This is a genomic window from Methylobacterium sp. ME121 (assembly GCF_000974725.1).
Classification (GTDB): Bacteria; Pseudomonadota; Alphaproteobacteria; order Rhizobiales; family Beijerinckiaceae; genus Methylobacterium; species Methylobacterium radiotolerans.
Genome location: NZ_BBUX01000023.1, coordinates 14,691 through 35,820 on the forward strand (window position 1 = coordinate 14,691; position 21,130 = coordinate 35,820).

General features: G+C 71.8%; 23 protein-coding genes. 12 read left to right on the forward strand and 11 right to left on the reverse strand.

What is annotated here, in order from left to right; all coding sequences use genetic code 11:
* Nucleotides 1-98 precede the first annotated feature (98 nt).
* Nucleotides 99-278, forward strand: a complete 180-nt coding sequence (locus ME121_RS16015; protein ID WP_012319811.1) for a hypothetical protein — start codon at nt 99-101, stop codon at nt 276-278.
* On the opposite strand, the gene ME121_RS16020 is transcribed toward ME121_RS16015, so the two are convergent.
* From ME121_RS16020 to ME121_RS16030, 3 genes are read right to left on the reverse strand one after another with little or no spacing between them, the layout of a single operon-like run.
* Nucleotides 279-494, reverse strand: a complete 216-nt coding sequence (locus ME121_RS16020) for a hypothetical protein (protein WP_012319812.1) — start codon at nt 492-494, stop codon at nt 279-281.
* Complete coding sequence (locus ME121_RS16025) at nt 487-1,101, reverse strand: cysteine hydrolase family protein (RefSeq protein ID WP_024829671.1); 615 nt, start codon at nt 1,099-1,101, stop codon at nt 487-489. The genes ME121_RS16020 and ME121_RS16025 overlap by 8 nt, the downstream gene beginning before the upstream one ends.
* Nucleotides 1,098-2,351 (reverse strand): GNAT family N-acetyltransferase, encoded by a 1,254-nt coding sequence (locus tag ME121_RS16030; RefSeq protein WP_059409178.1) that lies wholly within the window; start codon nt 2,349-2,351, stop codon nt 1,098-1,100. The genes ME121_RS16025 and ME121_RS16030 overlap by 4 nt, the downstream gene beginning before the upstream one ends.
* A gap of 97 nt (nt 2,352-2,448) precedes the next feature.
* On the opposite strand from ME121_RS16030, the gene ME121_RS16035 reads away from it, so the two are divergent.
* From ME121_RS16035 to ureG, 6 genes are all read left to right on the forward strand, one after another.
* Nucleotides 2,449-3,462 (forward strand): LysR family transcriptional regulator, encoded by a 1,014-nt coding sequence (locus ME121_RS16035; protein WP_059409179.1) that lies wholly within the window; start codon nt 2,449-2,451, stop codon nt 3,460-3,462.
* A gap of 148 nt (nt 3,463-3,610) precedes the next feature.
* Complete coding sequence (locus tag ME121_RS16040) at nt 3,611-4,231, forward strand: urease subunit gamma (RefSeq protein WP_012319816.1); 621 nt, start codon at nt 3,611-3,613, stop codon at nt 4,229-4,231.
* A 2-nt stretch (nt 4,232-4,233) separates the two neighbouring features.
* Nucleotides 4,234-5,961 (forward strand): urease subunit alpha, encoded by a 1,728-nt coding sequence (gene ureC, locus ME121_RS16045; RefSeq protein WP_012319817.1) that lies wholly within the window; start codon nt 4,234-4,236, stop codon nt 5,959-5,961.
* Between the two features lie 12 nt (nt 5,962-5,973).
* Nucleotides 5,974-6,468, forward strand: a complete 495-nt coding sequence (locus ME121_RS16050) for an urease accessory protein UreE (protein ID WP_059409180.1) — start codon at nt 5,974-5,976, stop codon at nt 6,466-6,468.
* Nucleotides 6,434-7,144 carry an urease accessory protein UreF gene (locus ME121_RS16055; protein ID WP_245337862.1) on the forward strand — a complete coding sequence of 237 codons (711 nt, stop codon included), beginning with the start codon at nt 6,434-6,436 and terminating at the stop codon, nt 7,142-7,144. The genes ME121_RS16050 and ME121_RS16055 overlap by 35 nt, the downstream gene beginning before the upstream one ends.
* Before the next feature lie 9 nt (nt 7,145-7,153).
* A complete protein-coding gene (ureG, locus tag ME121_RS16060; protein ID WP_059409181.1) occupies nt 7,154-7,771 on the forward strand; it encodes an urease accessory protein UreG in 618 nt (205 codons plus the stop codon).
* A gap of 50 nt (nt 7,772-7,821) precedes the next feature.
* Here the strand turns inward: ureG and ME121_RS16065 are convergent, their stop codons facing one another.
* Nucleotides 7,822-8,052 carry a hypothetical protein gene (locus ME121_RS16065; protein ID WP_012319821.1) on the reverse strand — a complete coding sequence of 77 codons (231 nt, stop codon included), beginning with the start codon at nt 8,050-8,052 and terminating at the stop codon, nt 7,822-7,824.
* Between the two features lie 197 nt (nt 8,053-8,249).
* Between ME121_RS16065 and ME121_RS16070 the strand changes: the two genes are divergently transcribed.
* Both ME121_RS16070 and ME121_RS16075 read left to right on the forward strand, forming a co-directional pair.
* Nucleotides 8,250-8,453 carry a DUF3311 domain-containing protein gene (locus ME121_RS16070; RefSeq protein WP_012319822.1) on the forward strand — a complete coding sequence of 68 codons (204 nt, stop codon included), beginning with the start codon at nt 8,250-8,252 and terminating at the stop codon, nt 8,451-8,453.
* Nucleotides 8,450-9,910 carry a sodium:solute symporter family protein gene (locus ME121_RS16075; RefSeq protein WP_012319823.1) on the forward strand — a complete coding sequence of 487 codons (1,461 nt, stop codon included), beginning with the start codon at nt 8,450-8,452 and terminating at the stop codon, nt 9,908-9,910. Before ME121_RS16070 ends, ME121_RS16075 begins: the two co-directional genes overlap by 4 nt.
* Nucleotides 9,911-9,916: 6 nt before the next feature.
* Here ME121_RS16075 and ME121_RS16080 read toward each other — a convergent pair whose 3' ends face one another.
* The 4 genes from ME121_RS16080 to ME121_RS16095 are packed head-to-tail and all read right to left on the reverse strand — an operon-like array spanning nt 9,917 to nt 13,407.
* Complete coding sequence (locus ME121_RS16080; protein WP_029357495.1) at nt 9,917-10,690, reverse strand: ABC transporter permease; 774 nt, start codon at nt 10,688-10,690, stop codon at nt 9,917-9,919.
* The gene (locus tag ME121_RS16085) at nt 10,687-11,658 is read right to left on the reverse strand and encodes an ABC transporter permease (RefSeq protein ID WP_059409182.1); all 972 of its coding nucleotides are present in this window, start codon (nt 11,656-11,658) and stop codon (nt 10,687-10,689) included. Before ME121_RS16085 ends, ME121_RS16080 begins: the two co-directional genes overlap by 4 nt.
* The gene (locus ME121_RS16090; protein ID WP_179240028.1) at nt 11,655-12,716 is read right to left on the reverse strand and encodes an ABC transporter ATP-binding protein; all 1,062 of its coding nucleotides are present in this window, start codon (nt 12,714-12,716) and stop codon (nt 11,655-11,657) included. The genes ME121_RS16085 and ME121_RS16090 overlap by 4 nt, the downstream gene beginning before the upstream one ends.
* A 4-nt stretch (nt 12,717-12,720) precedes the next feature.
* The gene (locus ME121_RS16095; protein ID WP_012319827.1) at nt 12,721-13,407 is read right to left on the reverse strand and encodes a Crp/Fnr family transcriptional regulator; all 687 of its coding nucleotides are present in this window, start codon (nt 13,405-13,407) and stop codon (nt 12,721-12,723) included.
* Nucleotides 13,408-13,652: 245 nt separating this feature from the next.
* Here ME121_RS16095 and ME121_RS16100 point away from each other — a divergent pair, with 245 nt between their 5' ends.
* Complete coding sequence (locus tag ME121_RS16100) at nt 13,653-14,555, forward strand: UDP-3-O-acyl N-acetylglycosamine deacetylase (RefSeq protein WP_058606833.1); 903 nt, start codon at nt 13,653-13,655, stop codon at nt 14,553-14,555.
* 27 nt (nt 14,556-14,582) lie between these two features.
* Here the strand turns inward: ME121_RS16100 and ME121_RS16105 are convergent, their stop codons facing one another.
* A complete protein-coding gene (locus ME121_RS16105; RefSeq protein WP_059409184.1) occupies nt 14,583-15,647 on the reverse strand; it encodes an HD-GYP domain-containing protein in 1,065 nt (354 codons plus the stop codon).
* Between the two features lie 268 nt (nt 15,648-15,915).
* Here ME121_RS16105 and ME121_RS16110 point away from each other — a divergent pair, with 268 nt between their 5' ends.
* Nucleotides 15,916-17,781, forward strand: a complete 1,866-nt coding sequence (locus ME121_RS16110) for an ABC-F family ATP-binding cassette domain-containing protein (RefSeq protein ID WP_059409185.1) — start codon at nt 15,916-15,918, stop codon at nt 17,779-17,781.
* 69 nt (nt 17,782-17,850) lie between these two features.
* On the opposite strand, the gene ME121_RS16115 is transcribed toward ME121_RS16110, so the two are convergent.
* A complete protein-coding gene (locus tag ME121_RS16115; protein ID WP_043073942.1) occupies nt 17,851-19,155 on the reverse strand; it encodes an aspartate aminotransferase family protein in 1,305 nt (434 codons plus the stop codon).
* Between the two features lie 92 nt (nt 19,156-19,247).
* Between ME121_RS16115 and ME121_RS16120 the strand changes: the two genes are divergently transcribed.
* Nucleotides 19,248-20,102 carry a LysR substrate-binding domain-containing protein gene (locus ME121_RS16120; RefSeq protein ID WP_024829658.1) on the forward strand — a complete coding sequence of 285 codons (855 nt, stop codon included), beginning with the start codon at nt 19,248-19,250 and terminating at the stop codon, nt 20,100-20,102.
* Nucleotides 20,103-20,169: 67 nt separating this feature from the next.
* Here ME121_RS16120 and ME121_RS16125 read toward each other — a convergent pair whose 3' ends face one another.
* Complete coding sequence (locus ME121_RS16125; RefSeq protein WP_059409186.1) at nt 20,170-20,835, reverse strand: hypothetical protein; 666 nt, start codon at nt 20,833-20,835, stop codon at nt 20,170-20,172.
* Nucleotides 20,836-21,130 lie beyond the last annotated feature (295 nt).

Here is a 21,130-nt window from a genome sequence, read left to right on the forward strand (position 1 = left end):
ATCGCGCCGGCTTGTACAAGATCTGCCTATCTTTCGGGCTGGACGATCGCGCGGATGTCCTGTTAGCGCACCGCATCTCAAGGCGCGGGACTTTGAACATGGACGCCTTCGATCACGCCGAGATGGCGCACGACGCCGACGAAACCATCGATACGACACACGCGAGCGACCTCCTCGCCTTGTGGCGTGCCCTCGACGCCGACAGGGGCGCGCGCGACGAGCGGACCGCGCGCCTGCGGGCCATGCGCCTCATCGGCGGCGAGGACGCGGCCGACTGATCACGCGGTCTCCGGCTCTGCGCCCGGCAACCGGCTCGCCAGCACGAACCCGACCGCCATCGCCATGGCCTCGGCCTGCGCGATCAGCGTCGGCTCGCCGGCGTCTCGCGCCGCCTGCAGCAGCTCGATCACGTGGCGGCCGAGACGCAGGTCCACATCCTCGTCGCCGCCCCGGCCCCCGTCCGGAATCCCGTCGTTCTGGCTTCGGTCAGTCATTGGCGTGCGTGGGGCTCGACGCTGTGGGCAGGGGCTTGAACGGCGCGGAGGCCGCGATCCAGGACTGCGTGTCCGTGACGTCGCCGAACACCCGCATCACCGCGCTCACCGACCGGTGGATCTCGTCGGCGGAGATGCCGTCGAGGTCGTGGCTGGCGGAGGCATCGGACAGGAAGGTCACGTCCTGTCCGCGGTGGAAGCCGTCGATCGCGGTCGCGAGGCAGGACGACTCGCCGGCGAAGCCCGCGATGACCAGCGGCGGGGAGCCGCGCTCCATCGCGTCCGCGAAGGCGGGGCTGGCGTAGCAGGACGGGCGATCCCGGTCGAAGATCATGTCGCAGCCGTGGGGCTCGAAGCCCTCGATCCAGCGCACGAAGCGGCTGCCCGCCTGGAACAGCGGCGCGCCGACCCAGCGGACATAGACCACCTGCATGCCGCTCGCGCGGGCATGCGCGAGCGCGCGGCGGCAGTTCGAGAGGGCGGGCTCGATCCCGGCCAGGGCGAGCGGGCGCCCGGCGACCTCGTATTCCTGCTGCATGTCCACCAGCACCAGGACCGGGACGCTGCGCGGCCGGCGATACAGCGCCGGGTTGATCGGCCTGTTCATCGCGCCGCGACCGCGCGGTCGACGGAGGGGCGGGTCACGGCGCGGCTGCGCGAACGGTCGAGGGCGCCCGCCCGGTGCCAGCGGCCCTCCGGCCGGATGATGACGTAGGGGTCGGCGCCGAGCGCGATGGCCTGCGGGTGCGGCTCCGCCTCCATCAGCATCTCGACGTAGTCGAAATCCGAGAAGACCAGCTCCTGCGCGCCCTCGAAGATCCGGAAGCCGAAGCGGCTCCAGAAGCCGACGAGGCGTTTCTGGGCGTGGCCGTAGAGCCGGCGGTAGCCCTTCACCCGGGCGAGCTCGATCCCGGCGCGGACCAGCGCGAAGGACAGGCGCGTGTTGCGGAACTCGGCCCGGACCGCGAGGCGCTCGATCTTGGCGAAATCGGCGAAGAACCGGATGCGCAGGCAGCCCGCCGGCTCGTCGCCGACATAGCCGATCAGGTGCGTCGCCGAGAGGTCGTTGCCGTCGAACTCCTCCTCGTACGGGCAGGCCTGCTCCGCCATGTAGACGGCGGCGCGCAGGGCGATCACCCGGGACAGGTCCTCCATGTTCCGCGCGACCGCGACGCTGATGCCGGTCGCGCCCGGCCGGTGACTGTCGTATGGGGGCGCCGGCTCCGCCTTCGGACCGCGGGCGAAATGGTACAGGGTCCCGCCGGCGGAGGTCCGCGCCGCGAAGCCGAGGGCCGACAGGAGGTCGGCCCCCTCGGGTGTGGCCGCGCGGGCGTAGAAGTCCACGCCCCGGTAGGTCGGGCTCGACAGACGATCGAAGACGAGGCCGACTCCGCCGGAGAGGCGCCGCCGCGCGTAGACGGCCCAGACGTAGATCCCGGCCGGACGTTCGTGCTGGCCGGCCAGCATCGCGGCGGGCGGATCGGACGCGTCGAGCGTCCCGTTCTTGAGCGCGGCCACGCCGTCGGCGTTCAGCATCAGGCAGGCCACGAACCCCTCGCCCCGCGGATCCGCGGCGTCGAACCGGTGGCGCTGGGCGATCGCCAGGACGCTGTCGGGATTGATCGACATCACCCGCTGGACGGTGCGCAGGGGCGCGAGATCGGGCAGATCCGCGCGCGCCGCCGCGATCAGCCGCGCCAGATCGTCCGGGGTCGGCGTGAAGATGACGAGGTGCCGGGCAATTCGGCCGACCTCGAGCGCATTCAGCGCGTGCCGCGGCTCGGGAGAGACTAGCGCTGTACCGACTTGATCGGCGTCCTTGGCGACAAACTGCGCGCGAGCAATGTGCACCGTCATCGGATGACCTGTCATTCGGGTACGGATTGACGGTTAAGCACTTCGCATCTAGCGCTCTCGCTGTATGTGCAAAATTTGAAACAGGGGTGTTCCGTCGATGGAACAGGCGGAGGCGAGCCGGGATCCGATGCCCGACTGGCAGAGCATCCGGGTCTTCCTGGCGCTCCAGCGGTCCGGCAGCTTCCGCTCGGCGGCCACGAAGCTCGGCCTGTCGGTGAACTCGGTGCGGCGCCGGATCGACGATCTCGAGGCGCTGATCGGCGCGCCGTTGCTGACCCGCCACGTCGACGGCATCCGCCTCACCGCCGAGGGCCACGCGATCCTCGAGGCCGCCGGCCGCATGGAGGCGGCCGCCTTCAGCCTCGTGCGCACCGGCGAGGGCGCGCCCTTCGCCGAGACCGGCGAGGTGCGGATCGCCGTGACGGAGGGGCTGGGGGCCTTCTGGCTCGCGCCGCGCCTCGTCGAGTTCCAGCGCGCCAACCCGCGCCTGATCGTCGACCTGCGCTGCGCGATGGAATCCGCCGACGTCCTCAGGCTGGAGGCCGACGTCGCCATCCAGCTGACGCGGCCGACCAGCCCGGACCTGCGCATCGTCAAGATCGGCCGGATCCACATGGTGCCGTACGCCGCGCGGAGCTACGAGGAGACCTACGGGCTCCCGGCGCGCCCGGAGGATCTCGAGCGTCACCGGATCGTGGTGCAGGACGGCGGCCAGACCGTCGCCCTCGAGGACTACGTGCGGTCGGTCCCGGGCTTCCCCGCGAAGGTCCCGATCACGCTGAGGGTCAACGTCAGCAGCGCGTATTACTGGGCCATCGCCAAGGGGGCCGGAATCGGCCTGCTGCCGACCTATGCCAGCGCGATCGGCGCCCAGGTCGTCCCGGTGGACAATCTCGGCCGATTCAGCATCGATATCTGGCTGACCTATCACCCGGACGCCGAGCGGATCACCCGCGTGCGGCGGACGATCGACTGGCTGCGGGCCTCCTTCGATCCGAAGCGCTATCCCTGGTTCCGCGACGAGTTCATCCACCCCCGCGATCTGCCGGGTGCCGTGAAGGGCGAGGCTCTGTCGGACCTGTTCGCCGGCTTCATCGCCATGGCGCCATGACTGCGCCGTGACTGCGCCGCGATCCCGGCGCGCCTCCGCGCGCGGGCGCCGACGGTCGGTGGTCCGGGTCCTGCAACGGCCGAAGCCCGCCCTTGACCGCGCCGCGCGCATGATCCTTGCTCCGGCCGCCGCGACGACGAGGTTGCCCGTGCTGCTGACGCCCCGAGAGAAGGACAAGTTGCTCATCGCCATGGCGGCGCAGGTGGCGCGGAATCGCCTCGCCCGCGGCGTGAAGCTCAACCATCCGGAATCGGTGGCGCTGATCACCGACTTCGTGGTCGAGGGCGCGCGGGACGGTCGCACCGTGGCCGACCTGATGCAGGCCGGCGCCACCGTGCTGACCGCCGATCAGGTCATGGAGGGCGTGCCCGAGATGATCCACGACATCCAGGTGGAGGCGACCTTCCCGGACGGCACGAAGCTCGTCACCGTGCACCATCCGATCCGCGGCGCGGCCTCGTCCGACATTCCCGGCGCGGTGACGACGCTGCCGGGCGAGATCGTGTTCAACCCCGGCGCCGAGCGGACCATGATCGAGGTCGCCAATGTCGGGGACCGGCCGATCCAGGTCGGCTCGCACTATCACTTCTTCGAGGTCAATCCGGGCCTCGTGTTCCCGCGGGAGCAGGCCCGCGGCAAGCGCCTCGACATCGCGCCGGGCACCGCCGTGCGGTTCGAGCCGGGATCGACGCGGGAGGTGGCGCTGGTGCCGCTCTCCGGCGGGCGCACCGTCTACGGGTTCCGCGGCGACGTGATGGGCAAGCTCTGACCATGGCCAACACGCCCAAGCCCGCCAGCCTGCCGCGCTCGGCCTACGCCGACATGTTCGGCCCGACCGTCGGCGACCGCATCAGGCTCGCGGACACGAGCCTGGAGATCACGGTCGAGCGCGACTTCACCACCTACGGCGAGGAGGTGAAGTTCGGCGGCGGCAAGGTCATCCGCGACGGCATGGGCCAGAGCCAGGCCACGAACGCCGACGGCGCCGTCGACACGGTGATCACCAACGCGGTGGTCCTCGACCACTGGGGCATCGTGAAGTGCGATGTCGGCATCGTGCGCGGCCGGATCTTCCGGCTCGGCAAGGCCGGCAACCCGGACGTGCAGCCCGGGGTCGACATCGTGGTCGGGCCGGGCACCGAGGTCATCGCCGGCGAGGGCAAGATCCTGACGGCGGGCGGCTTCGACAGCCACATCCACTTCATCTGCCCGCAGCAGATCGAGGAGGCGCTCTGCTCGGGCGTCACCACGATGCTCGGCGGCGGCACCGGCCCGGCGCACGGCACCTTCGCCACCACCTGCACGCCGGGCCCCTGGCACATCGCCCGGATGATCGAGGCGGCGGATTCCTTCCCGATGAACCTCGCCTTCGCCGGGAAGGGCAACGCGTCCCGTCCGGAGAGCCTCGTCGAGATGGTGCGGGCGGGTGCCTGCGCGCTGAAGCTGCACGAGGACTGGGGCACCACGCCCGCGGCGATCGATACCTGCCTGTCGGTGGCGGACGCCCACGACATCCAGGTCATGATCCACACCGACACGCTCAACGAGTCGGGCTTCGTCGAGGACACGATCGCGGCCTTCAAGGGCCGGACCATTCACGCCTTCCACACCGAGGGCGCGGGCGGCGGCCACGCGCCGGACATCATCAAGGTGGCCGGGCTGCCGAACGTGCTGCCGTCGTCCACGAACCCGACGCGGCCCTACACGTGGAACACGATCGACGAGCATCTCGACATGCTCATGGTCTGCCACCACCTCGACCCGTCGATTCCCGAGGACCTCGCCTTCGCGGAGAGCCGGATCCGGCGCGAAACCATCGCGGCCGAGGACATCCTGCACGATATCGGCGCGCTCTCGATGATGTCCTCCGACAGCCAGGCGATGGGCCGGGTCGGCGAGGTCATCATCCGCACGTGGCAGACCGCCGACAAGATGAAGCGCCAGCGGGGCGCCCTGCCGGGCGACGCGTCCGGCACCGACAACCTGCGGGCGCGCCGCTACATCGCCAAGTACACGATCAACCCGGCGATCGCGCACGGCATCTCCCGGCACATCGGCTCGGTGGAGCCCGGCAAGCTCGCCGACCTCGTGCTGTGGACGCCGGCCTTCTTCGGCGTGAAGCCCGACCTCGTGCTGAAGGGCGGCAGCATCGCGGCCGCGCCCATGGGCGACCCGAACGCCTCGATCCCGACGCCGCAGCCGGTGCATTACCGGCCGATGTTCGGCGCCTACGGACGGGCGCCCTTCGCCACCGCCCTCACCTTCGTCTCCCGGGCGGCGGTGGAGGACGGCCTTCGGGAGCGGCTGGGCGTGCAGAAGGAACTGGTCGCGGTGGAGAACGTCCGCGGCGGCATCTCGAAGAAGAGCATGGTGCTGAATGACGCGACGCCGGTCATCGAGGTCGATCCGGAGACCTACGACGTGCGCGCCGACGGCGAGCTGCTGGTCTGCGAGCCGGCCGAGGTCCTGCCGATGGCGCAGCGCTACTTCCTGTTCTGAGCGCGGCCATCCATGATCCGCGCCACCCGCATTGTCCGCCGCGACGCCCTGTCGGGCGGCGAGATCGTTGACCGCGTCGTCCTCGATCACGGCGACCGCCACCGCCGCCGCGTCGCCATGCGCGGCGCCGGGGGGCTGGGATTCCTGCTGGATCTGCCGGAGCCGGCCGTGCTGGAGGACGGCGACGCCCTGGTCCTGCAGGACGGCCGCCTCGTCTGGGTCGAGGCCGCACCGGAGCGCCTGCTCGAGATCCGGGCCCCCAGCGATCACGCCCTCAAGCGCCTGATCTGGCACATCGGCAACCGGCACATCGCCGCCGAGATCGGGTCGGACGCGGTCTGGATCGCGCACGACCACGTCCTCGCCGAGATGGTCCGGGGCCTCGGCGGCACCGCCGAGCCGGTGGAACGCCCGTTCCGACCGGAGGGCGGCGCCTATTCCGGCGGGCACGGGCACGACCACGCGCACCCGCATGGCGGCCACCATCACGACCATGCCGCCGGCTGAGGCCCTGGAGGCGCTGCGCCTGATGGCGTGGCTGTCGCCCGGCTACCCGGTCGGCGCCTACGCCTACTCGCACGGGCTGGAATGGGCGGTCGAAGCGGGCGATGTCCGCGACGAGGCGAGCCTGACGGCGTGGCTCCACGACGTCTGCGAGCGCGGCGCCCTGCGCAACGACCTGATCCTGGCAGCCCAGGCCCACGCGGCGGCGCGGACCTCGGACGGCGCCGCGCTGGTCGCCGTCAACGATCTCGCGCTCGCCCTGGCGCCGTCGCGCGAGCTGCACTTGGAGACGAGCCAGCAGGGACGGAGCTTCCTCGACGCGACGCGGGGCGCGTGGCCCTGCGACGCCCTCGCCGCCCTGGCGGAGGAACTACCGGGGCCGGTCGCCTATCCGGTCGCGGTCGGCCTCGCCGCGGGCGCGCACGGCATGGCGCCGGAGCCCGTGCTCGCCGCCTACGGCCTCGCCTTCCTCCAGAATCTCGTCTCCGCCGCTCTCCGGGCGGCGCCCGTGGGGCAGGCCGCCGGCACGCGGGTCGTCGCCGCCCTCGCCCCGCGCCTCGCGGGGCTCGCCGAGGCGGCCGCCGCGTCCGATCTCGACGCCCTCGGTGCCGCCACCTTCCGCCTGGACCTCGGCTCCTTCCGCCACGAGACCCAGTATTCCCGCATCTTCCGATCCTGAGCCCGCAGCATGACTTCCACGAACGGCCCCCTCCGCGTCGGCATCGGCGGACCTGTCGGTTCCGGCAAGACCGCCCTGATGGAGCAGCTCTGCAAGCGCTTCCGCGACCGCTACGAGATCTGCGCCATCACCAACGACATCTACACGAGGGAGGACGCCCGGATCCTGACCGTCGCGGGCGCCCTGCCGGAGGAGCGCATCCTCGGCGTCGAGACCGGCGGGTGTCCGCACACGGCGATCCGCGAGGATGCCTCGATCAATCTCGCCGCCGTGGCCGAGATGAGCCGGCGCTTCCCGAAGCTCGACCTCGTGCTGATCGAGTCCGGCGGCGACAACCTCGCGGCGACGTTCTCGCCTGAACTCGCCGACATCACGCTCTACGTCATCGACGTGGCCGGGGGCGAGAAGATCCCCCGCAAGGGCGGTCCGGGCATCACCCGGTCCGATCTGCTGATCGTCAACAAGACCGACCTCGCGCCGCTCGTCGGTGCCGACCTCTCGGTGATGGAATCCGACACGCAGCGGATGCGCGGCACCCGGCCCTACGTCTTCGCGTCCCTGCGCGAGGGGACGGGCGCGGACGCGGTGGCGCGCTTCGTCGAGGAGGCGGGCGGCCTGGGCCGCTGAGCCAACGAGCCGGCCGGCACGACCGGCTCGTGGGGCTTCCTTCGGCCTTCCTAGCGTCCGGCCTCGGCCGAGCGCGCGCGAACCGACGACGTGCTCGGGACGCCCATGAGCGCGTCGAGGCGGCTCATCCGCGCGTTGAAATCGTTCATGACGTTCTGGCGCGCCTTGATCGCGGCGCTCGGCTGCGCCTTGGCGGTCGCGTGTCGCGCGCGGGCTTCCGCCTGGGCTGCCGGAACGGCGAGGAGCGCGGCCAGTGCCGCGATGGTCAGAGAACGGGTCATCGTGAAGTCCCTCGGCGTCCGCCGTGTCGGACGGCGCGACGCCTCACGAGGATATGCGCGCCGGGAGCGCGGCCGCGTGCGCGCGCGCACAGCACGCAGACGTGATCGGGATGAGCGCCGTCGGGCGTTCGCAGCGTTGACAGCGGTTCGTGACTGATTCACCCCGCGATATCGGGGCCTTCTGAACGGTATCAGGCATGCGAAATCTGCGGTGGCTGGCCGCCCTGCCCTTCCTCGGCATCCTGGTCGGCCCGTTCTTCCTGAACCGGGTCGAGCCCTTCGTGTTCGGCTTGCCGCTGCTCCTCGCCTGGCTGGTGTTCTGCGTGATCGGAACCTCGGCCGTGATGGGGCTGATCTACCTGACCGACCCTCAGAACCGCGCGCCGGAGGATCCCCGATGAGCGTCGCGCTCGTCATCGTGGCCGCCGGCTTCGCGCTGGCGATCGGCCTCGGCCTCTACGCGCGGCTCGGCCGCGAGATGGGGCTGGAGCAGTGGACCGTCGGCGGCCGCGGCTTCGGCACCGCCCTGGTCTTCCTGCTGATGGCCGGGGAGATCTACACGACCTTCACGTTCCTCGGCGGCTCGGGCATCGCCTACGGGAAGGGCGGCCCCGCCTACTACATCCTCTGCTACCTGACGCTCGCCTACGTCACCTCGTACTGGCTGCTGCCGCCGGTCTGGCGCTACGCCAAGCAGAACAACCTCTACACGCAGCCCGACTTCTTCGCGCGCAAGTACGGCAGCCGGGCGCTCGGCATGCTGGTGGCGCTCGTGGGGATCGTCGCCCTCGTCCCCTACCTCGTGCTGCAGTTCAAGGGCCTCGGGATCATCGTCTCGACGGCGTCCTACGGCGCGATCTCGTCGACCACCGCGGTCTGGATCGGCGCGGCCGCGCTGACCGCCTACGTGGTCGTGTCGGGCGTGCACGGCTCCGCCTGGACGGCGGTGATCAAGGACACCAGCATCCTGTTCGTGGTGGTGTTCCTCGGGATCTACCTTCCGGTGCACTACTACGGCGGCTACGAGGGCCTGTTCACGGCGATCGAGGCCGCCAAGCCCGGCTTCCTGGCCCTGCCCGACCGCGGCCAGAGCCCGACGTGGTTCACCACCACGGTCCTGCTCACCGCGCTCGGCGGCTACATGTGGCCGCACACCTTCGCGTCGCTCTACACGGCGCGCGAGCCGGGCGCGTTCCGGCGCAACGCGGTGATCCTGCCGATCTATCAGCTGATCAACCTGTTCGTGTTCGTGATCGGCTTCACCGCCGTGATGCAGGTGCCGGGCCTCACGGGTCCCGACGTCGACCTGTCGCTGTTCAAGCTCTCCCTCGCCACCTTCCCGCCGTGGGTCATCGGGCTGATCGGCGCCACGGGCGTGCTCACCGCCCTCGTGCCGGGCTCGATGATCCTGATCGCCGGCGTCACGCTGGTGGCGAACAACCTCGTCCGGCCGCTGCGTCCCGGCATGGACGACGCCGCCACCGCGCGGCTGTGCAAGATCCTCGTGCCGGTGCTGGCGCTGGTCTGCGTCGGCTTCACCCTGTCGGGCGGCGACACGATCGTGCAGCTCCTGCTCATGGGCTACAACTTCGTGACGCAGCTCTTCCCGTGCTTCATCACCAGCCTGATGCGCCGCAACCCCCTCGACCGCCGCGCCGCGATCGCCGGGATCGTCGCGGGCGTGGCGACGGTGGCGGCGACCGTCCTCTCCGGGTTCAGCCTGGCGAAGCTGCCGGTCCTGGGGCCGCTCCAAGACGTCAATGTCGGCATCGTGGCGCTGGTGGTGAACGTCATCGTGACGTTCGTCGTGGCGCAGGCGGTGCGCGCGGGCGCGACGGCGGCGCAGGCCGCGGAGTGACGCCGCTCAGCCCTGTCGCCGGCGACCGGTGAGCCAGGAGGCCAGCAGCACCGCGACGCTCACCAGACCGACGAGCAGGGTCGAGGCCGCGTTGATCTCCGGATTCACGCCGAGCCGGACCTGGCTGTAGAGCCGCATCGGCAGGGTGGTCGAGCCCGGGCCGGAGACGAAGCTCGCGATCACCAGGTCGTCGAGCGACAGGGTGAAGGCGAGGAGCGCGCCGGCCGCCAGGGCGGGCGCCAGCAGCGGCAGCGTCACGGTCATGAGCACGCGCCCCGGCGCCGCGCCGAGATCGGCCGCGGCCTCCTCGAGGGACCGGTCGAGGCCGCGCAGGCGCGCGCCGACCACCACCGCCACGAACCCGGTGCAGAAGGTCGTGTGGGCGATGACAATCGTCGCGAGGCCGCGGTCCAGCCCGATCCCGATGAACATCAGCAGGAGCGACAGGCCGATCATCACCTCCGGCATCACGATCGGCCCGAAGACGAGACCGGTGAACAGGGCGCGCCCGCGGAACCGGCCCTGCCGCTCCAGGGCGAGGGCGGCCAGCGTGCCGAGGATCGTGGCGAGCAGGCTCGCGAGGACCGCGACCTTCAGGGAGACCCAGGCGGCGGACAGGAGCGGCGCGTCGGCGAGCAGGGCGCCGTACCAGCGGGTCGAGAACCCGCCCCAGACCGTCACCATCGGCGAGGCGTTGAACGAGTACACGATCAGCACCGCGATCGGCCCGTAGAGGAAACCCAGGCCGGCCGCCAGGGCGGTGCGGGTCACCCAGGTCACGGCGCCTCGCCCTCGCCCGCGCGCAGGCTGTCCCGGAACAGCACCACTGGTCCGATGACGATGGCGAGGATCAGCACGGCGACCGCCGATGCCAGCGGCCAGTCGCGGTTCGAGAAGAACTCGGTCCAGAGCACCCGACCGAGCATCAGCGTCTCAGACCCGCCGAGCAGGTCGGGGATCACGAACTCGCCGACCATCGGGATGAAGCAGAGCCCCGCGCCGGCCGCGATCCCCGGCAGGCTGAGCGGCACGGTCACGGTCCAGAACACCCGGCTCGGCGAAGAGCCGAGATCCGCCGCGGCCTCGCGCAGGGTCGGATCGAGGCGGTTCATCACCGCGTAGAGCGGCAGCACCATGAAGGGCAGGTAGGCGTAGACGAGGCCGACGATCACCGCCGCGTCGGTGTTGAGGATGGTCAGCGGCGCGTCGATCAGGCCGAGGCGGCGCAGCGCGAGATTGAGCAGCCCCTCGGGCTTGAGGATCGCGATCCAGGCGTAGACCCGGATCAGGAAGCTCGTCCAGAACGGCACGATCACCAGCGCCACGAGGAGCGGCTGCCAGCGGGACGGCGCCCGCGCCAGGGCGTAGGCCAGAGGCGTCCCCAGCCCGACGAGGATCAGGCTGGCCACGCCCGCGTAGGTCAGGGAGCCGAGGGCGGCGTCGCGGTAGAGGGGATCGGCGGCGAGCGTCAGGTAATTGTCGAAGTTCAGGGCTTCGAGGAAGGCCGACCAGCCGTCGAGCCCGCCGCGCCAGTCGAGGAGCGGCAGGTAGGGCGGGATCGCGGTGGCGGGTTCCGACAGGCTGATCTTGAGCGTGATGGCGAAGGGCAGCAGGAAGAACGCCGCCAGCCACAGGAAGGGCGGGAGGCGGACCAGCCGGTCGAACAGCCGGCCGCGGGTCCGGCCGCGCGCGGACCCGACCCCCGGTTGCCCCGCCGCGGGGTCCTCGTCCGGCACACCGGTCCTCATGCCGGAAGGATCACCGCGACGTCGGCCGCGAAACCGGCGCGCGCGTCCGAGCCCGGCGCCGCGCCGGCCTCCGCGGGCCGCCCGCTCGCCCGCAGGGTGGCGCCGTCCGGCAGGCGCAGCGTTCGGCGAACCCGGTCGCCCAGGAACACGGCGTCGGTGACGACCACCGGCAGCCCCTCCGCGCCCAATGCCACGTCCTCGGGCCGCACCGCCACCACGACGGCGGCGCCCTCCGCGAGCGCGGCCTCCGCGAAGCCCCGGACCGGGCCGTGCGCGGTCTCGACCGTGCGGATCGCGTCGGGGCCCGCCGCCGGCCCGAGCCGGCCGGGGATGAGGTTCACGTCGCCGAGCAGGCCGGCCACGAAGCGGCTCGCCGGGCGGCGGTAGAGGTCGGCCGGCGGCCCGACCTGGATCAGGCGGCCCGCCTCCATGACGCCGATCCGGTCGGCGAGCATCATCGCCTCCTCGGGATCGTGCGTGACGACGACGAACGCGGTGCCGAGGCGGCGCTGCACGGCGCGCAGCTCACCCTGCGTCTCCTCGCGCAGGCCGCGGTCGAGCGCGCCGAGCGGCTCGTCGAGCAGCAGCAGCTTCGGCTCCCGGGCGAGCGCCCGGGCCAGGGCGACCCGCTGCCGCTGGCCGCCCGAGAGGGTCTCCGGGCGACGCTCGCCGAACCCGTCCAGGCGCACGAGCTTGAGCAGCTCCGACACCCGCTCGGCCAGGGCCGCGCGGCCCAGGCCCTTCAGGCCGTAGCCGATATTGCCGGCCACGCTCATGTGCGGGAACAGGGCGTAGGACTGGAACATCATGTTCACCGGCCGCCGATGGGGCGGCAGCGCGGTGAGATCCTGCTCGCCCAGCAGGATCCGCCCCGAGGTCGGGCTCTCGAAGCCCGCGATCATGCGCAGGAGGGTGCTCTTGCCGCAGCCCGACGGGCCGAGCAGGCAGAAGAACTCCCCCGCCTCGAGGTCGAGGGACACGGCGTCCACCGCGCGATGGGTGCCGAAGCGCTTGGTCAGCTCCTCGAGCCGCAGGCGCGGCGCCGGCCTGTCGGACAACGGATCAGGAATCCTCGCGCAGCGCCTCGGCCACGCGCGCTTCGAGGAGGTCCGGCCGGCGCAGGACCAGGGCGCCGCGCGTGCGGTCGACCAAACCCTCCGCCGCCATCGCGGTGAATTCCCGGGTCACCTGCTCGCGGCGGCAACCGATCCGCGCGGCGAGGACGTGGTGGTAGGGCGGCGGCGAGACGACTCGCTCGCCCGCCGTGCCGGTTCGGGGCACGGACAGGCGCAGCAGCTCGGCGTAGAGCCGGTGCTTGAGGTCGAGCAGGGCGTGCTCCATGAGCCGCGTGTTCAGCTCGCGCACGCGCTTGGCCAGGAGCCGGAACAGCCGGTCGGCGATCGCCTCGGAGGCGAAAACGATCTGCCGGAAGACCGGGGCCGGGACCACGCAGACCTCGCCGCGCGTCAGCGCCGTGACGTTGGCCGAGCGGCCGATCCCGTCGATGGCGGCGAGCTCGCCGAAGAAGGCCCCGCCGCGCATCTCACCCAGGATGACCTCCTTGCCGGACTGGGTCCGGTTCAGGATGCGGACCTCGCCGGAAGCGATGAAGTACACGTCGGTGGAGATGTCGTCGAAGTCGACGAGGACCTCGTTCTCGTCGAAGCGGCGCCAGTGGCAGCGGGGCTCGTAGGGGCTGAGCTCGATGCCGGGATCCTTGAAGAAAGGTATTGTCCCCAACCGCGCCATCGATCGTGTTCCCTCAACTCCGGCCTCCGTCCCTGCCCTGACGGGGGCCGGCCAGCAGATCTGGGGACGGGAGCAGCCCGCACAGTGAAGCCGCGCCCCGCCGGGGCGGTGCTGGATCGATCGGGCAGCGCCAATCGTGACGGTCGCGGGCGGGGCGGTCAAGCCGCGCGCCGATGAACAGGAGTTTATTAGCGTGGATCAGGTATGAGGGCTAAATTCCTGGCCCGCCGAGGCGGGCAGTCCCGATGCATCAAGACGTTCCCTTCCCGCGCTCGACATCCTCCGCCGGTCCCCGCCAGCAGGCGACGCTCGCGTTCCCCTTCGAGCGGTCGGGCCGCAGCCTCCATTCCGGGCGTCACGCCACGGTCCGCGTCAGCCCCGCACCGGCCGGCCACGGCATCGTCTTTCGCCGCCACCTGAAGGACGGTCGGGCCGTCGACGTTCCCGCCCACTGGCACTACCGCGAATCGCAGCCGCTCTCCACGGCGCTGCGGCGCGACGGCGTCCTGGTGCGCACGATCGAGCATCTCATGGCCTCGCTCAGCGCGCTGCGGATCGACAACGTGCTGGCCGAGATCGACGCGGACGAGTTGCCGATCTTCGACGGGAGCGCGACGCCCTGGTGCGAGGCGATCCGGGCCGCCGGTCGGCGCGAGCAGGGCCTGCCCTGCCGGGTGATGCGGCTGCTGCGCACGGTGGCGGTCGAGAACGGGCGGCGCCGCCTCCAGATCGAGCCGGGCCGGGGCCTGCATATCACCGGCCACGTCGCGCTGGCGCATTTCGGATCGATCGACTGGTCGGGCGCGATCACACCGGACACGTTCGAGCGCGAGATCGCGCCGGCGCGCAGCTTCGGCCGCTACATGCGCGCCATGGCGGGCCGCGCCTACGGCTACATGACGCGCAACGACTTCCTGCAGGGCGTCTCGCCCCGCTCGGCGGCGCTCCTCGTACGGGGGCACGTGCTCGGCGGCATGCGGGTCCCCGGCGAGCCGGTCCGCCATCGCGTCCTCGACCTCGTCGGCGACCTGGCGCTGGCCGGCCACCCGATCGAGGGCCGGATCTGCGCCTTCCACACGGGCCACGAGCTCAACCACGCCCTCGTCGCCGCCCTGATGCGGGACGGCGGGGCCTGGGAACTCGTCTGAGCGACGGTCCGCCGGTTGGCCGCGGTCTCAGGCCGAGGCGCGGCGGGGCGTCTCGCAGGCGACCGCGACGGCGCCGAAGGCGCGGACCAGATCCGCGTCCAGCTTCGCCGTCATGGACCCGAGGATGGCGTAGGCGTCGCCCGGGGCTTTCGGCGCCTTGTAGGGGCGCGCCTCGATCAGCGCCGCGAAGATGTCGCAGATGGTGATCAGCCGGACGAGGTCCGGGATCTGCGCCCCGCGCAATCCGTCCGGATAGCCCGACCCGTCGAGATACTCGTGGTGCGAGCGGACCACCGACAGGGTCAGCGCGTCGTAATCGCCCGTGAGCAGCATCTCGTGTCCCAGCGCCGGGTGACGATCCATCTCGACGCGCTCCGCCGGCGTCAGCGGCGCGGGCTTGTTCAGGATCGCGAGCGGGATCTTGGCCTTGCCGATGTCGTGCAGCAGCGCGCCTTTGACGAGATATCGGGAATCGGCCTCGTTGAGCCCGAGGACGCGGGCGAACTCGGCGGCGATGCCGGCGACGCTCAGGCAGTGGCGATGCGTGACGTCGTCGAAACTCGCGACGACCTTGAGCCAGTCGCGCACCTTGGCCTCGCGGATCGCTTGGTTCACCAAGTCGGCACCGTTCTCGACCATCGCGGCCGGCGGGACCTGATCGGCGCGGAACAGGCTGACGAAGGCCGAGCGGGCGTCGTTGACGTTCTGCCGCCAGTTGCCGGTCCGCGGCGGGCTCGGCGCGGCGTTGGTCAGCGCCGCGACCGCGTTCAGCAGCATGGCGCTCGCCGCGGAGGCCGGCATCGCGCGGGTCGCGCCGAGGGCGGTGGCCTGGATCTCGCCGCGACCGAGATTGCCGTGGATCAGGGCGAGGAACGGGATGTCGGGCCCGCGCGCGGTGGACAGCGCTTGGCGCAGGCGCCGTACGGATTCGGAGGTCAGCGCGCTGACGTCGCTGATGATCAGCGACGCGGCCCGCGGCGGGACGGCGTCGCCGTAGAGGTCGTGCAGCACCACGGACGTGCCGCCGCCGAGATTGCGCGCGAGCCGCTCGCCGCGCTCGACGTCGTCGGTCAGGATCACGGTCTGGCCCAAGATCTCCCCCCTGTGGCGCGCCCCCCGCCCGGGCGCTTCACCCACCAGTGTGCGGACGCTATAGGACCGGACACCATAATATCGCCGGCTATATGCACAGCACTCACGGCAGATTTGACGGCATTCCGTTAAAATTCCGACTGCCGAAGCTGGTGTTCGCTACTTCTCATGGCCGTCGTGCCGGAGGGGCTGGATCAACGCGGGGGGGGGTACGGTCGGCGCGGAGGCCGCCCTTGCCTCGCGGCGTCCGGACCGCCAGAACGCCGGCATGCTGCGCGTCAACGACCTCACCTATCGCATCGGCGACCGTCTGATTCTCGATTCCGCGAGCTTCACGATCCCGGAAGGCGCCCGGGTCGGGCTTGTCGGGCGCAACGGGGCCGGCAAGACCACCCTGTTCAAGGCCATTCTCGGCGACCTCCCGGTCGACGCGAAGTCGGTGGCGCTGCCCAAGGGCATGCGGATCGGCGCCGTCGCCCAGGAGGCGCCGGCCGGACCGGAGACGCTGCACGCCGTCGTGCTGGCCGCCGACACGGAGCGCGCCCGCCTGATGGCGGAGGCCGAGCACGCGGACGGGCTGCGCCGGGCCGAGATCGAGACGCGGCTCGTGGATATCGGCGCCCACTCGGCGCCGGCCCGGGCCGCCGCGATCCTGCACGGGCTGGGCTTCGACGCGGCCGCCCAGGCGCGACCCTGCTCGGACTTCTCCGGCGGCTGGCGGATGCGCGTGGCGCTCGCCGCCGTGCTGTTCTCGGAGCCGGACCTGCTGCTCCTCGACGAGCCGACCAACTACCTCGACATCGAGGGCACGCTCTGGCTGTACGATTACCTGGAGCGCTACCCGCGCACCGCGATCATCATCAGCCACGACCGCGACCTGCTCGACACGAGCGTCGACCACATCCTGCACCTCGACCGCGGCAAGCTGACGATCTACCGCGGCGGCTACACCAGCTTCGCCAAGCAGCTCTCGGAGAAGCGCGTTCTCCAGGCCAAGGCGAAGGCCAAGCAGGATGCCGAGCGCGCGCATCTGCAGAGCTTCATCGACCGCTTCAAGGCCAAGGCCACCAAGGCGCGGCAGGCCCAGTCGCGGATGAAGCGGCTCGCCAAGATGGAGCCGATCGCCGCGCTCCTCGAGGACGACGTGCCGGTGATCCACCTGCCGAGCCCGGAGAAGCCGCTGTCTCCGCCGATCGTCGCCATGGAGCGGGTCAAGGCCGGCTACGGCGACCGGATCGTCCTCACCGGCCTCGACCTCAGCCTCGCGCCGGACGACCGGGTCGCGCTGCTGGGCGCCAACGGCAACGGCAAGTCGACCTTCTGCAAGCTGATCGGCGGCCGGCTCGGGCCGGTCGCCGGCGAGGTGAAGCGCTCCTCCAAGATGGAGGTCGCCTATTTCGCCCAGCACCAGCTCGACGAGCTGCGCCCCGCCGAGAGCGCCTACGCGCATGTCCGGACCCTGATGCCCGACGTGCCGGAGGCGAAGGTGCGCAGCGCCACGGCGCGGCTTGGCTTCGGCGCTAACAAGGCCGACACGCCGGTCGAGAAGCTGTCGGGCGGCGAGAAGGCGCGACTGCTGATGGGGCTCGCGGCCTTCCACGGCCCGCACCTCCTGATCCTCGACGAGCCGACCAACCACCTCGACATCGAGAGCCGGCAGGCCCTCGTGGAGGCGATCAACGACTACGAGGGCGCCGTCATCCTCGTCTCGCACGACCGGTTCCTGGTCGAGGCCTGCGCCGACCGGCTCTGGCTGGTCGCGGACGGCACGGTGAAGACCTTCGACGGGGACATGGACGATTACCGGCGCTTCGTCCTGTCGGGGCCCGAACGCGAGGCCGAGCGCGAGGCCGAGCCGTCCGGCGGCCAGAAGGCCGAGGCGCGCCGCGCCGGCGTCGAGCGCCGCGCGGCCCTGGCGCCCCTGCGCAAGCGGCTGGAGGCCATCGAGGCGCGGATGGCCAAGCTGACCGCGGCGATCCAGAAGATCGACGCGGCCCTGGAGGACGGGTCCGCGTTCCGGGAAAACGCCGCCAAGGCCGGCGAGATCGCCAAGATGCGGTCGGACGCCGCGACCGCGCTGGCCGCCGCCGAGGAGGAGTGGCTGACGGTCAGCACCGAGATTGAGGCGGCGTGACGCGGCGGCCCGCGCCACTCGGCCGAGCGCGCGGGCCGGCCGGCGCGGGCGACCGGCGCGGCGGCCGCCTCACACCGCACCTTCGATCGCCCGCTCCAGGATGTCGACGCCGAGGTCGATCTCCGCGTCGGTGGCGGTCAGCGGCGGGGCGATGCGGAACACGCCGCCCATGCCGGGCAGCTGCACGATGTTCATGCTCAGCCCGAGTTCGAGGCAGCGCCGCGTGATCGCGTCGCCCAGCACCGGTGCCGGCACCTTCGTGTCCCGGTCGGCCACGATCTCCATGCCCTGAAGGAGCCCGCGCCCGCGCACGTCGCCGATGCAGGCGAAGCGCTGCTGGAGCGCCCGCAGCCGCGCCGCGAGCCGCGCGCCGGCCGCCTCGGCCCGGCCGACCAGGCCGTCGCGCCGGACGATCTCCAGCACCTTGAGCCCCACCGCGGCGGGAAGCGGGTCGGAGACGTGCGTCGTGTAGAACAGGAAGCCGCGGGCGTGACAGAGATCCTCGATCTCCGGCGTGGTCAGGACCGCCGCGAGCGGCAGGCCGGCGCCTAGGGTCTTCGACAGGGTCAGGATGTCGGGCACCACCCCGTCGCGCTCGCAGGCGAACATCAGGCCGGTGCGGCCGATACCCGTCTGGGCCTCGTCGAGGATCAGCAGCATGCCCCGCTCGGTGCACTTGCGCTTGAGGGCCGCGAGGTAGCCGGGCGGAAGTTCGAGGATGCCGCCGGAACTGAGGATCGGCTCGGCCAGGAAGGCCGCGAGGTTGCCGGTCGACTGCCGATCCACCAGCGCGAAGGCGTAGTCGAGCTCGGTCTGCCAGTCGGCGGCCCCGTCCCGCGCGAAGGTGGGGCGGTAGGCGTTCGGTGCGGGAATCGCGAAGGAGCCGACGGGGGCCGGGCCGTAGCCCTTGCGGCCGGCGCTGTAGGTCGCCGAGGCGGCGCCCGCCGTCATGCCGTGCCAGGACTGCGCGAAGCTCACGATCTCCCAGCCGCCGGTGGCGAGCTTGGCCATGCGCAGGGCGGCCTCGTTGGCCTCGGCGCCGGTGGTCAGGAGAAGCGTCCGCTCCAGCCCGCCGGGGGCGAGGCCGGCCAGCTCCGTCGCGAGGTCCACCACCGGCCGGCTCAGCATGCCGCTGAACAGGTGATCCAGGCGGCCGACGTGGTCCGAGACGACGGCGGCAATCTCGGGATGCCCGTGCCCCAGGATCGCGCTCATCTGGCCGGAGGTGAAGTCCAGGATCTCCCGGCCGTCCGCGTCGTAGACGAAGCTCCCCTCGGCCCGCTCGATGATCACCGGCGCGAAGGTGCCGCCGTAGCGCACCAGGTGCCGGCGGGCGCGCGTCCAGAAATCGGGGTCGTCGTTCCGCGTCGTCATCGATCCGGGTCCCGTGGCAGGCCGGCCCATGCTAGGACGACCGAAGACCCCAGAGAAGCTTATAGTTCTGAACCGAGGGTTCAGCGATCCTGATGGCCCAGAGCCTCGACATCGACCTCCTGCGCAGCTTCGCCACGGTGGCGGAGACGGGTGCGCTGAGCCGGGCCGCGGAGCGGGTCGGGCGCAGTCAGGCCGCCCTGAGCATGCAGATGAAGCGGCTGGAGGATCTGGTCGCGCAGCCGCTGCTGCGGCGGACCGGGCGCGGTGTGGTGCTCACCGTCCAGGGCGAGCGCCTCCTCGTCCACGCGCGCCGGATCCTCGCCTCGCACGACGACGCGGTGGCCGAGCTGTCCGGCGGGCGCCTCAACGGCACCTTGCGGTTCGGCTGCCCGGACGATTATGCGCAGGCCTTCCTTCCAGCCCTGTTGCGCGGCTTCGCGCGCCTTCACCCCGACGCCGCGATCGAGGTGGTCTGTGCCGCGACGCCCCGTCTGGAGGATCGCCTGGGCCGCGGCGGGCTCGATCTGGCGCTCGTCTCGGTCCCCCTGACGGCCGGGCGGGAGATCCTGCGGCGCGAGGACCTCGTCTGGGTCGCGCCACGCGGCGCCGCGGCGCCTTGGCCCAACCCGCTGCCGCTCGCGCTCGGCGACCCCGATACCCTGGACCACCGGGCGGCCCGGGCCGCCCTCGACCAGGCCGGGCGCGCGTACCGGATCGCCTACGCGAGCGGCAGCCTGTCCGGGCTGCTGGCGGTGGCGCGCTCTGCCCAGGCTGTGGCGGTGCTCACCCGCGCCGCGGTCCCGCCCGACTTGCGCATCCTGACCCGCGGCAGCGGCCTGCCCGCGCTGCCGCGGATCGGCCTGACGATCCGCCTGGACGCCGCGCATGCCGCGCCGCTGACTCGCGCCTTCGCCGCCCACCTGCGCGCGATCCTGCCGACGCTCTGATCGGGCGACCGCACAGGGCACCCGTCGGTCCGGGCTCCGCGGACCGGGACCGGTGGCGAGCGCGGCCCTAGCCCTCCGCGGACGGCTTCTGCCAGACCACGACGATGTCGTCGTTGTCGACGTTGATCCAGTTGATGTGCGTCCGCGGATGGGCTTGGCGGATCGTCTCGAAATGCGCGCTGTTGCAGAGGAGGTAGATGTCGCTCCCGGAGTCGTCCAGGCGTGCCTCGGCCTCGTGCACGACGGAGCGGAGGCTCGGACCCGGCAAGTGCACGGCTCGGAGCTTCCTGCCGGCCAGTTCCGGGAAGGCCACGCTCCAGGCCGCCGTCACCCGCGGGCTGTCGTACGCCACGACCGTGTCGGTCCCGACGAGCCGGGACGGGCTGTGATCCAGCCGGACATCCTCGCTCCAGTTGCGATTGGCCGCGGCGATCGTCTTCGTCGTCTCCGGCGACACGACCGGCGTCGTCGCTGTGGCCGCCGCCATCGCCGCGGCGGCGACCTGCGTGCCGCGCCGGTCGGTCACGTCGAGCGCAGCGTCGATCACCTGGATGCGGTTCTCGACCAGGGCGAAGACGGCGCCGGCCGCCTCCGGCGTGAGCGTGTAGATCGACCGCGGATCCGGCGCCGCGACGGGCTTCACGTCGTGCGCCGGCGCGAGCGCGGCCGCCTCGGCGGGGAGCGCCTTCTGGGCGCCCGCCGTGATCGCGGCCATCGGAGGTACGTAATCCATCGCGCAGTCTCCAGCTTTTCCTCCGACGCGGAACCCGGCCTCCGATCCGCGCAGCGTCGTCGCCCCGGCGTCTACTGGCCGCCGACGGCCACGTGGCGCGGGCATTGACGTCCGTCATGGCGATGCGGAGCGCCGCGACCCCGAGCGTTCTGCGGCAGCGCCGTGAAATCAGCTCTGCCCGAGGCCGGCCGTGCGGGCCGGTCGATCGGAGTACGCCGCGCCTGCCGGAGCGGCCGCTTTGCGGGGTAACGACGAGAGAGGGACCACCTCGGTCATCGAGGGCCCGCCGGTCCTC

Excerpts from the sequence above, each read along its gene's own strand:
- ME121_RS16030 (WP_059409178.1), bottom strand. The coding sequence starts at position 2,351 with ATGACGGTGCACATTGCTCGCGCGCAGTTTGTCGCCAAGGACGCCGAT.
- ME121_RS16035 (WP_059409179.1), top strand. The coding sequence starts at position 2,449 with ATGGAACAGGCGGAGGCGAGCCGGGATCCGATGCCCGACTGGCAGAGC.
- ME121_RS16125 (WP_059409186.1), bottom strand. The coding sequence starts at position 20,835 with ATGGATTACGTACCTCCGATGGCCGCGATCACGGCGGGCGCCCAGAAG.
- ME121_RS16100 (WP_058606833.1), top strand. The coding sequence starts at position 13,653 with ATGCATCAAGACGTTCCCTTCCCGCGCTCGACATCCTCCGCCGGTCCC.
- ureC (WP_012319817.1), top strand. The coding sequence starts at position 4,234 with ATGGCCAACACGCCCAAGCCCGCCAGCCTGCCGCGCTCGGCCTACGCC.
- ME121_RS16055 (WP_245337862.1), top strand. The coding sequence starts at position 6,434 with ATGGCGGCCACCATCACGACCATGCCGCCGGCTGAGGCCCTGGAGGCG.
- ME121_RS16085 (WP_059409182.1), bottom strand. The coding sequence starts at position 11,658 with ATGAGGACCGGTGTGCCGGACGAGGACCCCGCGGCGGGGCAACCGGGG.
- ME121_RS16020 (WP_012319812.1), bottom strand. The coding sequence starts at position 494 with ATGACTGACCGAAGCCAGAACGACGGGATTCCGGACGGGGGCCGGGGC.
- ME121_RS16065 (WP_012319821.1), bottom strand. The coding sequence starts at position 8,052 with ATGACCCGTTCTCTGACCATCGCGGCACTGGCCGCGCTCCTCGCCGTT.
- ME121_RS16015 (WP_012319811.1), top strand. The coding sequence starts at position 99 with ATGGACGCCTTCGATCACGCCGAGATGGCGCACGACGCCGACGAAACC.
- ME121_RS16050 (WP_059409180.1), top strand. The coding sequence starts at position 5,974 with ATGATCCGCGCCACCCGCATTGTCCGCCGCGACGCCCTGTCGGGCGGC.
- ME121_RS16095 (WP_012319827.1), bottom strand. The coding sequence starts at position 13,407 with ATGGCGCGGTTGGGGACAATACCTTTCTTCAAGGATCCCGGCATCGAG.
- ME121_RS16070 (WP_012319822.1), top strand. The coding sequence starts at position 8,250 with ATGCGAAATCTGCGGTGGCTGGCCGCCCTGCCCTTCCTCGGCATCCTG.
- ME121_RS16120 (WP_024829658.1), top strand. The coding sequence starts at position 19,248 with ATGGCCCAGAGCCTCGACATCGACCTCCTGCGCAGCTTCGCCACGGTG.
- ME121_RS16115 (WP_043073942.1), bottom strand. The coding sequence starts at position 19,155 with ATGACGACGCGGAACGACGACCCCGATTTCTGGACGCGCGCCCGCCGG.
- ureG (WP_059409181.1), top strand. The coding sequence starts at position 7,154 with ATGACTTCCACGAACGGCCCCCTCCGCGTCGGCATCGGCGGACCTGTC.
- ME121_RS16025 (WP_024829671.1), bottom strand. The coding sequence starts at position 1,101 with ATGAACAGGCCGATCAACCCGGCGCTGTATCGCCGGCCGCGCAGCGTC.
- ME121_RS16075 (WP_012319823.1), top strand. The coding sequence starts at position 8,450 with ATGAGCGTCGCGCTCGTCATCGTGGCCGCCGGCTTCGCGCTGGCGATC.
- ME121_RS16110 (WP_059409185.1), top strand. The coding sequence starts at position 15,916 with ATGCTGCGCGTCAACGACCTCACCTATCGCATCGGCGACCGTCTGATT.